Annotated in this window: 16 protein-coding genes; 12 read left to right on the plus strand and 4 right to left on the minus strand. The window is 64.5% G+C overall.

Annotated elements, in window-relative coordinates:
• Nucleotides 1–24 precede the first annotated feature (24 nt).
• The 5 genes from ligA (at nucleotide 25) to HMPREF1529_RS11605 (ending at nucleotide 3,791) form a co-directional block, all read left to right on the plus strand.
• Nucleotides 25–2,031: an NAD-dependent DNA ligase LigA gene (gene ligA, locus HMPREF1529_RS11590; RefSeq protein WP_016464974.1), complete on the plus strand. Its 2,007-nt coding sequence runs from the start codon at nucleotides 25–27 to the stop codon at nucleotides 2,029–2,031.
• A gap of 340 nt (nucleotides 2,032–2,371) precedes the next feature.
• A complete protein-coding gene (locus HMPREF1529_RS11595; RefSeq protein ID WP_232212118.1) occupies nucleotides 2,372–2,728 on the plus strand; it encodes a hypothetical protein in 357 nt (118 codons plus the stop codon).
• A gap of 81 nt (nucleotides 2,729–2,809) precedes the next feature.
• Nucleotides 2,810–2,938: a hypothetical protein gene (locus HMPREF1529_RS16420; protein WP_269634122.1), complete on the plus strand. Its 129-nt coding sequence runs from the start codon at nucleotides 2,810–2,812 to the stop codon at nucleotides 2,936–2,938.
• A 188-nt stretch (nucleotides 2,939–3,126) separates the two neighbouring features.
• Complete coding sequence (locus HMPREF1529_RS11600) at nucleotides 3,127–3,591, plus strand: hypothetical protein (RefSeq protein ID WP_157533938.1); 465 nt, start codon at nucleotides 3,127–3,129, stop codon at nucleotides 3,589–3,591.
• A 47-nt stretch (nucleotides 3,592–3,638) separates the two neighbouring features.
• Complete coding sequence (locus HMPREF1529_RS11605) at nucleotides 3,639–3,791, plus strand: hypothetical protein (protein ID WP_157533939.1); 153 nt, start codon at nucleotides 3,639–3,641, stop codon at nucleotides 3,789–3,791.
• Here the strand turns inward: HMPREF1529_RS11605 and HMPREF1529_RS11610 are convergent.
• Together HMPREF1529_RS11610 and HMPREF1529_RS11615 are read right to left on the minus strand one after the other, a co-directional pair.
• Nucleotides 3,768–4,337, minus strand: coding sequence for a uracil-DNA glycosylase (locus HMPREF1529_RS11610; RefSeq protein WP_016464979.1), 570 nt, complete (start codon nucleotides 4,335–4,337; stop codon nucleotides 3,768–3,770). The two genes, HMPREF1529_RS11605 and HMPREF1529_RS11610, sit on opposite strands and share 24 nt — an antisense overlap.
• Nucleotides 4,338–4,423: 86 nt before the next feature.
• A complete protein-coding gene (locus tag HMPREF1529_RS11615) occupies nucleotides 4,424–4,984 on the minus strand; it encodes a recombinase family protein (protein ID WP_016464980.1) in 561 nt (186 codons plus the stop codon).
• A 209-nt stretch (nucleotides 4,985–5,193) separates the two neighbouring features.
• Here HMPREF1529_RS11615 and HMPREF1529_RS11620 point away from each other — a divergent pair, with 209 nt between their 5' ends.
• The 5 genes from HMPREF1529_RS11620 (at nucleotide 5,194) to HMPREF1529_RS11640 (ending at nucleotide 8,911) form a co-directional block, all read left to right on the plus strand.
• On the plus strand, nucleotides 5,194–5,487 hold the full coding sequence (locus HMPREF1529_RS11620) for a hypothetical protein (RefSeq protein WP_016464981.1): 294 nt from the start codon (nucleotides 5,194–5,196) through the stop codon (nucleotides 5,485–5,487).
• 98 nt (nucleotides 5,488–5,585) lie between these two features.
• Nucleotides 5,586–6,866 (plus strand): hypothetical protein, encoded by a 1,281-nt coding sequence (locus HMPREF1529_RS11625; RefSeq protein ID WP_016464982.1) that lies wholly within the window; start codon nucleotides 5,586–5,588, stop codon nucleotides 6,864–6,866.
• Nucleotides 6,867–6,927: 61 nt separating this feature from the next.
• On the plus strand, nucleotides 6,928–7,836 hold the full coding sequence (locus tag HMPREF1529_RS11630) for a DUF4238 domain-containing protein (RefSeq protein WP_157533940.1): 909 nt from the start codon (nucleotides 6,928–6,930) through the stop codon (nucleotides 7,834–7,836).
• A 166-nt stretch (nucleotides 7,837–8,002) separates the two neighbouring features.
• Nucleotides 8,003–8,245: a hypothetical protein gene (locus tag HMPREF1529_RS11635; RefSeq protein ID WP_157533941.1), complete on the plus strand. Its 243-nt coding sequence runs from the start codon at nucleotides 8,003–8,005 to the stop codon at nucleotides 8,243–8,245.
• Between the two features lie 240 nt (nucleotides 8,246–8,485).
• The gene (locus HMPREF1529_RS11640) at nucleotides 8,486–8,911 is read left to right on the plus strand and encodes a hypothetical protein (protein WP_036283460.1); all 426 of its coding nucleotides are present in this window, start codon (nucleotides 8,486–8,488) and stop codon (nucleotides 8,909–8,911) included.
• Nucleotides 8,912–8,974: 63 nt separating this feature from the next.
• Here HMPREF1529_RS11640 and HMPREF1529_RS16185 read toward each other — a convergent pair whose 3' ends face one another.
• Entirely contained in the window at nucleotides 8,975–9,988 is a 1,014-nt protein-coding gene (locus HMPREF1529_RS16185; protein WP_016464985.1) for a hypothetical protein, read from the minus strand.
• 103 nt (nucleotides 9,989–10,091) lie between these two features.
• Here HMPREF1529_RS16185 and HMPREF1529_RS11650 point away from each other — a divergent pair, with 103 nt between their 5' ends.
• Nucleotides 10,092–10,676, plus strand: coding sequence for a hypothetical protein (locus HMPREF1529_RS11650; protein ID WP_016464986.1), 585 nt, complete (start codon nucleotides 10,092–10,094; stop codon nucleotides 10,674–10,676).
• Nucleotides 10,677–10,696: 20 nt separating this feature from the next.
• Nucleotides 10,697–11,050 carry a hypothetical protein gene (locus HMPREF1529_RS11655; RefSeq protein ID WP_036283466.1) on the plus strand — a complete coding sequence of 118 codons (354 nt, stop codon included), beginning with the start codon at nucleotides 10,697–10,699 and terminating at the stop codon, nucleotides 11,048–11,050.
• Nucleotides 11,051–11,375: 325 nt separating this feature from the next.
• Here the strand turns inward: HMPREF1529_RS11655 and dut are convergent, their stop codons facing one another.
• Nucleotides 11,376–11,828, minus strand: coding sequence for a dUTP diphosphatase (dut, locus tag HMPREF1529_RS11665; protein ID WP_016464988.1), 453 nt, complete (start codon nucleotides 11,826–11,828; stop codon nucleotides 11,376–11,378).
• Nucleotides 11,829–12,031: the final 203 nt, after the last annotated feature.

The following is a 12,031-nucleotide window of genomic DNA, read 5'->3' on the forward strand; positions in this document are numbered from 1 at the left end:
CGCGGTACCGTGCATGTGGTGATCATGAACGCCTTCCACGAACGCTCTGACTACACCGCCGCCGTCGAACGTGCCGTCCAGGCCGCCGGCGCCTACTACGACGGCTACACGCCGATGATGACGGACGCCGAGTATGACGAGCTCCTTGCGGGCATCCAGGCTTACGAGCGTGAGAACCCGGACCACGTCGTGGAGCATGGGCTTTTCACCGTGGTCGCGGCGGGGGTCGGTCCGGCCGGAGATGTCCCGCACCCGACCCCGATGCTCTCTCTCGAGAAGGTCAAGAGCGAAGCCGACATCCGGAGGCTCCTCGAGCGCGTCATGGACGTCTCCGGTGGCCACGAGTCCACGCTGGTGTCGGTTCAGCCCAAGCTGGACGGGATCGCCATCCGGGCCATCTACAGCGATGCGAAGCTTGCTCAGGTAGTCACCCGTGGGGACGGGCAAGCTGGAGAAGACGTGACCGAACGCGTCCTCCGAGAGGGCGTGATCGTGAATGGGCTTCCGGAGTTCATCGGCACGAGCGCGCCGGTCGGTTTCGAGGTTCGCGGTGAGCTCGTCATGACGGTCGATGATTTCGCCCGATCCAACGCCAATCGCATCGCGTCTGGGAAGGTGGGATTCGCCAACCCCCGTAACGCGGCGGCCGGATCCGTCCGTGCGGAGACCCTCGGCTACGAGGTCCAGATGACCTTCGTCACCTACGAGCATGACGGTATCCCGGCAGACTCCGCCGCCGCCGATGCGTTCATCTACGCTGATCAACTGCCCGGCGCCAAGACCGCCAGCGCACGACAGTATCGCGGCGTCATCATGGCGTTGGAGGAGTTCGGCGCGATGCGAGCTGAGTACAGCTACCCGACCGACGGTGCCGTGATCAAGGCCATCGACCCGGCCGTTCGATCCCGGATGGGCAGCGGTTCACGCTCGCCGAAGTGGGCAGTCGCGTACAAGTACGAGGCGCAGACGGGAGAGACCACGATCCGCGACATCCTCGTGGAGGTGGGCCGCACCGGCAACCTCTCGTTCACTGCTGTGTTCGACCCGGTCCTTGTGGACGGCTCCACGATCAGCCGCGCCTCGTTGCACAACACTTCGCTGATCGCAGAGAAGGACATCCGAATCGGCTCGAAGGCGACCGTCTACAAAGCGAACGACATCATCCCTCAGGTTCTCTCTGTCACCAATGACGAGACCACCGTTCCGTGGGCTCCGCCGACCGAGGACGCCGATGGTTTCCCATATGTGCAGCGCGGCAAGTTCCTCACCTCCACCAATCCTGCTGAGTCGGTTGGCGCGCTCATCCGCTACGCTGCGTCGCGCGACGTCCTTGACATCGACGGACTCGGCTCCGAGATCGCCGATGCCCTCGTCGATGGCAACCGTGTTGAGCGGCTTGACCACCTCTTCACCCTGACGGAAGAGCAGCTCGCGAATCTGCCGATGGGTGAGACTTCCACTGGCGCCGTACGCAGACTCGGAGTGGCAAACGCCGCGAAGGTCTACGCGAACATCCAGCGAGCGAAGTCGCAGCCTCTGAATCGCGTCATAACTGCCCTCGGCGTCCGCATGACCGGACGAACGTTTGGGCGTCGTCTCGCAGCTCACTTCCGCAGCCTCGACGCACTGCTCGCCGCGACGCCCAACGACCTCCAACGGGTCGAGGGGATCGCCGCTGGCCGGGCCGAAGTGATCTACGCAGGTGTGCAGAAGAACCGAACGGTCATCGAGAACCTCATCGACCTCGGTGTGGCTTCCGAAGCTGAGACCCCAGCTGCCGGCGCCGACCTGCTCACCGGGCTCTCCGTTGTCGTCACAGGGTCCACGAAGGGCACGAAGCTCGAAGCATACGGTCGGAACGAGATGAACGAGCTCATCGAACGTCACGGCGGCAAGTCCTCCGGTTCGGTGTCGAAGAACACGTCCCTCCTCGTCGCAGGGGACGGCGCTGGCTCGAAGCTCGCCAAGGCACAGGAACTCGGCATCGAGACAATCACGCCGGACGAGTTCGCAGAGAGGATCGGGTTGTGAGCGACGAAACGCCGACCTCTTGCGAGGAGACACCTCGACCATGGTTGTGCCCCCTGCTCCTCGCGCCGACGGTCGAGCTAGATCCCCTCGGTCCGTTCCTATGCGTCCCCGGAGCGAACCTTGTTGACCTCAGCGACGTACATGATGGCGGCCTTCTTGACCCGCTGGACCGAGGCCCGGTGTGATGGCCGGTTATGACCACGCGGCGAGTGAACGCGCCCGCGCGCGCCTGCGACTCGAGCATTGCGTCAGCATCGAGTGGTTGCCGGGTGCGATCGAGTGGTCCTGCTCATGTTCCGCACGCTCCGCTGTCAGCGGCGGCTATCGCACGGAGAGCCAGGTGAACGCCTCGAAGGATCGGCACCTGAGGGCCGCGCAGCGACGCATCTACAAAGAGGAATGCGGCATCTTCGCCCCGATCACGATCCGCCGCGACCACACGTTCGTCTACCGCGGCAGGGCGTATCGCATCACACAGGGCAGCGACCGCGGCACCGCCGAATGGGACGGGTATTCCATCGTTGCGATCCTCTCCGACATCCCTGGCGATGAGGTGACAGTCGAAGAGGGCTTCTGGGCGATGAGCGATGTTCGCGCCTACCTGACGAAGGCGCAGGCGGAGAGCTGGGAATACCTGCCTGACGTCAACGGGAACGACCCGCACACGCCTGACCCTTCGGACCGCGACGAGCTGTAGGCTCAACGCGACGAGAGGCTCAGCATGGGGAACATAGTGTGGGGCGCCGGCCACCGAGCCGGATTGGCTGAGGGGGTTGCGATGGGGCGTCGTCAGACTGTCTTCGCCGTGCTCAAGGTGGCTGTGGTCATCGCGCCGATCGCCATCGATCAGTGGCGCAGGTCTCGCGACAGAGCAGTCGAGAAGGCCCTGGCGCGCACCTCCGAGTGATTCCGCCGTAGCGCTGGCGGTGGATGCCGACGCCGACCCAGTCAGCGAACACGTTGTGCCTCCACTGACCGTAATCGACGTCTTGCGGAGACGGCTCAATCGCGGACTGGCAGCCCGACGTAGAACATGCGAAAGAGCTGCGGAACAGTCTCAGGCGGCCGCCTCCGACTGATCCGACTGTGCATGTGGTGAGCATGCAGTTCGATATCGGTTCCTTCTTCATCGGCCTGGCGGTTCTGCCGGCGACCGCTGCGCTGGTCAAAGTGGCCATCACGCTCGTCTCACTCTTCGTGTTGCGCACGATCGCGCCCGACGGTTGTTTGGTGTGCGATCACCGTGGCAGCTGGAAGGTCGGGGAGCGTTCGAACGCCGCTTACTACCTCGATGATCTCCGCCATGACGTTCTCTGGAGACGGAGGCGTTGGCACGGAGCGGCATGGCGTGCGCATCGCTGGAACTCCGCCTGGGTCGACGGCGGTGAGGAGCACACCGTCAGTTGCGACCGTCCGGGCTGCGAAATCCTGGGCGTGCGCGGGCCCTACAGCGACCGCCCCATCGCGGCTGCCGTCGGCCGGCAGCATGAGCTCGCCTGCCATAGTGGATCCGTGACGACGAGTGTGAAGACTTCGCCGGCGAAGGCGACCGTGCCGTGACGGACGAGCCGTGGCGGCGCGTCCACCAGTGCTCGGCGGATGCGTGCGTGGCAACGATCGCCGACGAACGCTGGGCGATGACGAAGTCGGACTGGTTCTTCCAGCGCAACGGCGCGGCGTTCTGCCCCGATCACCTTCCGGAGTGGGTTCCGGAATGGCGGGCGCGTCGAGGGTTCTCACGACTCGCGGAGAACTCCTGACAGACCGACCATCGATGAGTTGAACGCGGCGCGGCGCCCTGGCTGATTGAGTGACAACGGCGAAGGGTGCCACACGTTCACTGTCACGACGTCCTCGCCGACGACCGGTGCGATGTGCCGCTGCCACCCCGCCTGGGCGTACCGACCGGCGAGAGCGACCACCTCTAGATACGGCAGAAGGCTCAAGAGTTCGAGGGTGGCCTGCGCACCTTCCGCTACCTCCCGCGCCGTCGGCTTGCGAGACGCGGCGCCCAGGTACCAAGGGACGATGTTCCAAGCGAGGAACCCATCGTGAAGGCCAGCTGCGTCCCTCGCGCGCCAGACAGCTTCGGCGGTGGCATCGTTGTTGTCGACGGAGATGAACCCCGATCCCCGACGCCGACTACCGGCATTTGTCATCGGCCCAGGGGCTTCCTGGAGGAAGAGCAGCTTGGCGTCGACGCCTGCCTCCGCAGGGTCGAACTGGGGGACTAGCTCCCCGGAGCGTTCCGACAGGCTTCGCGCCCATTCTCGCAGTGGCTGCACGGCACTCTCAGACTCAAGCATGGCAAGTCGGTCCACGATCAGTGCAGTGTCACGAAACCCGCGCGGGTGAGAGAGGAACACCCGTGAATCGTATCCGCCGGCCTCGCCTAGGCCTCGGACGCCCTCAGCACACGGTGGACGGTTCCCGCTGACACTCCCACGCCGCGAGCGATCTCACGGATTGACTCCTCGCGCGCCCGACGAGCGAGGATAGCCGCACGCTTGTCCGCGTCGACGACAGTGGGGCGGCCGCCGACGCGGCCTCGCGCTCGCGCCGCCTCAAGCCCGCTACGCGTTTTGCGGGAGATATCGCGACGACGGTCTTCCGCTAGGGCGAGAGCAAGATCGAGGATCAGGCTGCGCTCGACGTGCTCGCCTGCGGCGATGCCTTCAACGACCTTCACGCTGATGCCCCTTTCGAAGAGCGTGTTCAGCATCAGGAGCCCCTCGAGGAGGTTGCGGCCGAGTCGGTCAACTTCGAGCACGGTGAGCATGTCGCCCGGCCGGATGTACGCGAGGGCCGCAACCAGCCCCGGGCGCTCTGCGATCTCGAGCTTGCCGCTGACCTTCTCCTCGAAGACCTTTACGCAGATCGGGTCGAGCGCGTCATGCTGCCGAGCCGTCTCCTGCTTCTGGGTGCTGACACGCACCAGACCCACCAGCGCCATCCCGTCCCCGTCCCGAAAAGGTGACCCGCAACCCGCGGTGCGCCATCAGAGTATCGGCACGGGTTGTTGAACGCTGACGCTGTCGTCTCGCAGGCCCCGCTGCCGTCGTGCTCCGCCGTTCGATTACCGACCGTTTGTTGAACCCACCGCGCCGCCGTGCATGTGGTGGATATGACCGACTCCAGAGCGCCTCGGCTGGTGATACCGGTATGAGCGCACGCATAGCTGCAGGCTTCGCAGAGTGGCGCGAGTGCCGCGCTGAGTACGACCAGGTCCTCTACGCAAGGTACGAGCGTGCAGCTGAAGCCTGCAACGAAGCCCTCCTGAACGAACGCGGGCGCAGGAAGAGGATCGACCCCATCTCCCTGTTCATGGGTCCATCGATCCGTGCTTACGCGTACGCGTCACCAGAACTCATCGAGCACTGGGAGGCTTACCCACGGCTCACCTACGCCGAGTTCGAGCTGCAGTGGATGTCGTCCCGCGAATCTCCGAACTGGTGATCGTCCGGTCGTGCTCGTAGAGCGCAACCGCCCCTCCAAGCCATAGTCGCCGACCGCCCAAGCCGTCGCCTTGAGCGGATGCCGCAGGGGTGGGTGTCATGGCCAACCCCTTCCTCGTCCTCGGGGCGGTCGCCGTGGGCGTCGTCACAGCTGCGACCGGCGTACTCGCCGTACCGGGTTGGGTCGCTGCCGCGCAAGATTCAGCTGCCATCAGCGATCTCGCTCAAGTGTCCGCAGTCCAGGAGGCCGCGATGAGCACTCAGGGCTCCTACCTGACGACCGTCAAGGCGCTCGAGGCGGGATCCGCATCCAGCGCGAGCCCCGGCGTCAGACTGCAACGCAGCGTCGACGTCGGACTGCGACTGTCGACATCGGAAGACGGCAAGGCATGGTGCGCAGTGGCTCGCTCCGCGACCGGCCGCTACTTCGCGCGCGCATTCAGCTCCTCCGAAACAGCGAGCTCCACCTCGGCCGATGATGTGTCCGCAAAGGCTGGCTGCTCGTTCGCCTGGAAGTCGTCCCAGGATTCCGACGACGTGGACGGCGAGACCGAGACGCCACCGACAGGCGTGCCGTCAGTGCCCACCGCGACGCCAACGCCCCTGCCGACTATCGATCCCGATGACCAGGGTGAGCAGTATCCCGGCTTCGCGCCCGGCGTCCGGAACCCAGCCGGCATAGTGCGGGCAGGACCTCACACCGTGGTCACCGGCGTTGACTGGAAGGTACCCAACATGGGCCCATCCCAGCCGACCTGCGTAACCATCTCGATCGTCGGCGATCAGCCATCGAATGCGCCTTGGTCGGTGACTCTTCAACGCAACGGCGCCCCCTTCTATGGGGACGACCAGTACTGGTACGCGACGAGCACTCAGGTCCGGTTCGACGTGCGCGCGAACGAAGTAGTGGTCACGGGCGTCGATAACTGGGGTTGGAATCCAGACTGGTCGAACGCCTACATCAACGAAACGAGACCACTGACGATGGAGGTCTGTGCAACCCCAGACCTACCACCCACGGTCCTCTACGGTGACGCCTGGTATGGCGTCACGCAGCGCAGCGAGGGGGAGTGGAGCCCGACGAAGGCATGCGTCGCTCTGGAAGCCACGGGACGCATCGAGTTCACCGAGTACCCCTTCCGCTACGGCTGGGCCGGGACTCTCGACCTTCGCGATGCCAAGCGCTTCATCGAGCGCGCAGGAAAGACGGTGAACTGGGTCGAGTTCACACCATCCCCGTCCGACGGCTACCAGTTCTTCATCACCAGCGACTCGTCCACCAAGCCCGTTCACGATCGGTACGACGTGGCCTCGGGCTGGATGCTCCCACTGATAGGAAACAGCGGTCAGAAGATCACTGCGTGCGTGCACGGATACTGAGCTCGAGCCCGACCGCCAAGGCGACGATCGATTCCGGAGCTTAGGGTCATATGCTCACAGAGTGTCACCGCCGAAGAAGCATCATTTTGTTCCGCAGATGCTCCTCAACAGGTTTGCCCGCGGCGGCTATCTCTGGCATCTCCCGATCGATCGAGACGACGTGCCCCGCAAGAAGCGCCCGCGTGAAGTGGGCCATGTGAACGGAGGTCACACACTCATACGGCTCGATGGGTCGGCGGACCGTGAATCCCTCGAGAAGCGCATGAGTCTGATCGAGGGAGAGGCGAGCGCCGCCATGGCGGAGATCGAGCGCGACACCGGTCTCAAGCAGCTGCCGAGAGAACTGTCGGAACCAATCGCATGGCTAGCAAGTCTTCAGCAAGCGCGGAGTCGTGACAGGCTCGGCTACATCAGCCACGCTGTCGGGGACACTTCGGGCAGCAGGGACGCGGGGGAAGGCACGCCCTTTGATCGGCAGTCTTCCCTTCTGCGGGTTTCGACCCTCCACCTCTTCGAAGCATGGTCGAACCGCGACAACGTCTTCGCCCGACCGAAGGACGCCTGGGATCCCGTTGCCCACGCGCTTCTGGATATGAGGTGGGACGTGATGCGTTATGACTCTCGATGCCTCGCGATGTCTGACGCGTTCGCTGCTCAATACGGGATTCGAGACGGGGCACCCGACGGGTTTGAACGGGATCCGAAGATGGCTCAGTTCGGGCTCAACACGCCGCTCTGGGCGGCGCGCGGCCTCACCATCGCGATCACACCCCAGATTGCGCTCAGCCTCCATCACGAAGAGAGGCGGAAACCTGTGGCGGCCGCAGCCATCAATATGCACACGATCCGATCCGCTCGCTCGTTCGTAGCATTCCCCCTCGACTACTCACCCCAAGATGTGCTTCCAGGGTGGCTCGACTGGATCGCTGAGGCCCGGTTCATCCGTGAGGCGCTTCCGAAAGCGCTGTAGCGACGCAGCTAGTGCTGGCACCGTGCATGTGGGCGTTATGGAAGAACATGCGAAGGCGCCGTCCCTCATGGGGTGGTGGATGAACACAGAGTCGTGGACGACTCGGACCGGTGCGGTCGTTCCGTTGGAGCAGCTTTCCCCGTCCCACCGCGAGAACATCATCGCAATGATCCACTCCCGTTCCGTCGTGCGACGACTGCGATCAGTGCTGGGTTACTTCGCGCTCCTCGCCCCGGCGAACTACATCGGGTTCGACTACGAGAACGATGATGTCCTACTCGCAGATCCATTCTCGGAGTACATGGACTGGCTGGATTCCGCCAGCGACGACGAGATCGTGAACTCGCTGCCGTTGGTGAAACGGCTCGTCGAGTTGAACGCTGCCGAAGGCAACAGCAGCCCCGGCTGAAGAGAGAATCGGCATGCCGCAGGGGTGGGAGGTCACAAGCCTCTACCTCCTGGAGTTGACCTGTTCAAGAAGCGCTCTCCCCATCGTTCGCGCGCGTTCATGCCTCGTGGCGCGGCTTCCGTTGTTCTGATTGAGGACGCGGTAGCCGGCAGCGAAGTCTGTTCCGCTCTATCTCGCTCGACTCCCTGCACTCGCGCGTACGCGGCCGCAGAGCTCGGATCTGCCTCGAAGGTGTTGGAGATGATCTCGACGGGATCCCTACGCGAGCTGCCTCCGTACTGCACGCCCGATGACTTCCGGCGTCTCTTCTCTGACATCTCGATCGTCAGTCCCACGGGCGTCGCCGTACGTGTCCACGACCACAGCACCGTTCATCTGGCTTGCCCGGAAGGCGAGAGTGTTCGCGTCTCGGTGGAGCTTTATGAGGTCTTGCGGCGTTCCGCGGCAGCGACAGTGTCGCTGCCGGATGTCATCGACGCAGTGGCCGAGAAGTGGGGCCGCGCCGATTCCATCATGATTGAGGTCATCGACAAGCTTCGAGCACTCATCGTGAGCGGAGCAGTTGTCCTGGTGCCGACCAAGACGGTGAGCAGCAAGACTGGGAGCGCTACATCTAGCGCAGCGCACGCGCGGACTGCTGAGCGAACGCCTGTGACGGTGTCCTGAGTCAGTGTTTGGGCTCCCACATGTCGCGGTGGACGGCGCTTCGCCGCGACATCTGAGACTGTGTCAGCGCACGACGAGGTTCGAGATCGTCGCACCCTGGTGGCCGTACACGCCCACCCGAGTGATGCCGGTGAACGTGGGGAACGGGACGGTCACGGTCGTGTCGGTGATGATGGTTCCAGATGCCACTTCGGTCAGCACAGCGCGAAGCGAGTTGCCGACGACGGTGAGGCTCAGGTTGTAGGTCGTGTCCCGCAGAATCTTGTGGTTGACCAGCAGCGGCTGAACGCTGGCCGTGTCGAAGTTCGAACGCATCTGCAGCGACGCCGCTGTGCCGGTTTTGCTTCGCTCATCGATCGCGATGGTGAGCGCGTCAGTGCTGCTCCCGAGTGCGATCCCAGCAAGAGGGGTGCCGTCGGCGAGACGGAGGTCTGCGGAGACGGTGAAGCCATCGGTCTGGTTCACGACGTCGGCGGACGTCAGCAACGCGGAGTGAGCGATCGTGGCAGGGTGAACGGCCTTCCCTGGCAGCGAGTTCGACACCCAGTCAGCGACGTTCGATCCTCGAGCGGCCTTCCATCCCGACGCTTCGGTAGGCAGTGGTCCGGCGAATGAAATGGTGGGCGTTCCGCCGATGCCGCCGGCGTAGATGCTGACAGGCAGCTCAGGGAAGTCTGCGTTCGTGATCGTGGCGGCGTCGACGATCTTCTTGTCGCTTCGGATGACGCGGGTCGAGTCCGAGGTTCGCACGAACACGTACCCGGACTTCGAGCGCCCGATCGCGGCCCAGCGGTCGCCGCCGACGTTCGATACAGCGAACAGTGGTACGCCCGACGAGCGCTGGAGCTTCACGCCCAGGGCCGTCGACTCCACCGAGCCGCTCTCCAGGGCAGCGAGCTCGACGTACTTGCCTGCCGACGTCGATGCACTCTCCTGAGCCAGAGACACCTGCGTCAGATCGCTCATAACCGCCGAATCGTTCGCGGCGTCGATCCACCCGGGAACCTGCAGCACTCCGATACCTGCCGTGACGACACCAACGGCGACTCCGCCGAGTACGAGGAAGGGATTCGCCATGGGTTGCACACTCCAGGTAGTTGGCTTTCGATCCACCCCTGCGGCAACCTCGAAGCGCGTCTACTCGGGCGTCTTGCTCCGCGACCTCCACTACTCTGGCCGCGTGGCCATCCTGTTCGCCGCCGACTTCCCTTCGGAATCCACGCGTCTGCGTCGTGTCAACGATGGCAGCGTGCGAGCCGTTGCGCGGGGCGTTTGGACTGACTCCCCGCACCTCACCCCAGAGCAGTTGGTCGCGGCACATTGGCGGGAGATTGTCGCTCAGTTTCTGCCTGGCGCAGTCATCACCGGAAGGACGGGGTTCGATCACGTCCCAGAAGATGGGCATCTGTTCGTCTCGCACTCCCGATGGCGACCGCTGGAGCTTCCAGGTCTCATCGTCTACCCGGACGGACGCGACGAGCATCGAGACGACGACGTCGAGCTCGAGTATGGCCTGTACGGCGCGTCGATCGTCAGGGCGATCATCGACAACTCCGAGACACGCGGCAGACCCTCTGCACCGCCGCGGCGGCTAAGCGCGGAGGAGCTCCGCGATCGGCTTCGACGGATCCTCGCCGGCATGACGGGCGATGAGCGAGCTCTGCTTCTGGCCGCGATTAACAGCGACCAGAACGGTGTCGCGGCCGACACGGCGCGCGAGATCATCGCCAGCTCCTACGACGTTCCATTGTTCGACATGTTCTGAGGGCCGTGCATGTGTGGCGTATGACCGACCCTGATGAGCGCCAGCTCGCCCACGCCTCCACGATCGTCGAAGACATCCTCTCGGGCCTCATCGCGCCCGGAACTCCTCCCGAAGCGGTCGAGAGTATGCGCGTCGTGCTCAGGCCCGCTGTCGCCGCGGGCTACGCCGCTGGACAGGCATCCCGCGGGCCGGCGACGCCGCGTCTGACCATGCTCGCCGACGCGCTTCGAGCGCAACATCAGCGGGAGCAATTCGGCGACTGTACAGAGGACGGCGACCCTTTCCCTTGCCGCACGATCCGCGCACTCAACATCGTGGTCGGGCCGCCCGAAGACGAGCCGATGCTCACCGTTGACGACGTGCTTGGCGGCTGAGCGACACCACCAGGACCGCGACAACGTCATAGGCCACCGTTGATGGCTACGACTACGGGTCGAGCACGTCCCTCACAGCGACGACACCGATCTCACCGTGCTCCTCGCATCGGAAAACGAGAGTGAGGGATTCGTCCTCGAAGATGCCCACCGACATTGACCGGCCACACTCCGGGCACATCTGCGGCGGGTACACGACGTTCGCTTCGAACTCCGATGGCCCCTCGAAAGAATCCCCACTCATCCGGTCAGCGTATTGGGCAGACGCGCGTCGCTTGTGGCTCGAGAGCGCCCACCCCGCGCACGAGCCTGCGAAGCGACCGGCTCATGCTGCGGCCGCGGTCGAGAAGCCCGTGCTTCCAAAACCCTCGTATCCGCGGACGGTCGCCTCGAGCTCATCGACGATCTCGACGGTCGGTGCGAGGTAGGGGACGATGACGAGCTGTGCGATTCGGTCGCCACAGCGCACACGGAAGTGGTCGTTGCTGTGGTTGACGAGGATCACCTTGACCTCGCCGCGGTAGCTCTCGTCGATGATTCCGGGCGCGTTCAGGACGGTGATGCCGTGCTTAGAGGCCAGGCCGGAGCGAGGGCAGACCAGCCCGACCGTATTGGTAGGCAAGGCGATCGCGATGCCGGTCCCGACGAGCGCCTGCCCGCCGGGGCGGATCGTGATCTCCACATCCGAGACGAGGTCGAAGCCGGCGTCACCAGCGTGGGATCGCTCGGGGATGACAGCGGTGGGGGATAGAGGGAGGGCGCGGAGGGTCTGACTCATACCCACCACATGCACGGCGGCTACTCATGAGCCTGCGAAGACCTCGCAAGCAGCATCGTCCGCGAGCCCGGCGACGTGCCGTCGCTCCTACAGGATCTTCATATCGTGCACCGCGAGCGGGCGCAGGCGTGCCGCGCCATGTGCCCAGGCCCGCGATGGTGCTCGCGCGTCAGGCGTCCTTCGACGAGTTCGACATCGCGCCA

The organism is Microbacterium sp. oral taxon 186 str. F0373, from assembly GCF_000411455.1.
Lineage (GTDB): Bacteria > Actinomycetota > Actinomycetes > Actinomycetales > Microbacteriaceae > Microbacterium.

What these genes read in the sequence shown, in the direction of transcription:
- ligA (WP_016464974.1), top strand. Translation starts at nt 25, where the DNA reads ATGAACGCCTTCCACGAACGCTCTGACTACACCGCCGCCGTCGAACGT.
- HMPREF1529_RS11620 (WP_016464981.1), top strand. Translation starts at nt 5,194, where the DNA reads ATGAGCGCACGCATAGCTGCAGGCTTCGCAGAGTGGCGCGAGTGCCGC.
- HMPREF1529_RS11640 (WP_036283460.1), top strand. Translation starts at nt 8,486, where the DNA reads ATGATCTCGACGGGATCCCTACGCGAGCTGCCTCCGTACTGCACGCCC.
- HMPREF1529_RS11655 (WP_036283466.1), top strand. Translation starts at nt 10,697, where the DNA reads ATGACCGACCCTGATGAGCGCCAGCTCGCCCACGCCTCCACGATCGTC.
- HMPREF1529_RS11610 (WP_016464979.1), bottom strand. Translation starts at nt 4,337, where the DNA reads ATGCTTGAGTCTGAGAGTGCCGTGCAGCCACTGCGAGAATGGGCGCGA.
- HMPREF1529_RS16185 (WP_016464985.1), bottom strand. Translation starts at nt 9,988, where the DNA reads ATGGCGAATCCCTTCCTCGTACTCGGCGGAGTCGCCGTTGGTGTCGTC.
- HMPREF1529_RS11615 (WP_016464980.1), bottom strand. Translation starts at nt 4,984, where the DNA reads ATGGCGCTGGTGGGTCTGGTGCGTGTCAGCACCCAGAAGCAGGAGACG.
- HMPREF1529_RS11625 (WP_016464982.1), top strand. Translation starts at nt 5,586, where the DNA reads ATGGCCAACCCCTTCCTCGTCCTCGGGGCGGTCGCCGTGGGCGTCGTC.
- dut (WP_016464988.1), bottom strand. Translation starts at nt 11,828, where the DNA reads ATGAGTCAGACCCTCCGCGCCCTCCCTCTATCCCCCACCGCTGTCATC.
- HMPREF1529_RS11635 (WP_157533941.1), top strand. Translation starts at nt 8,003, where the DNA reads ATGATCCACTCCCGTTCCGTCGTGCGACGACTGCGATCAGTGCTGGGT.
- HMPREF1529_RS16420 (WP_269634122.1), top strand. Translation starts at nt 2,810, where the DNA reads ATGGGGCGTCGTCAGACTGTCTTCGCCGTGCTCAAGGTGGCTGTGGTC.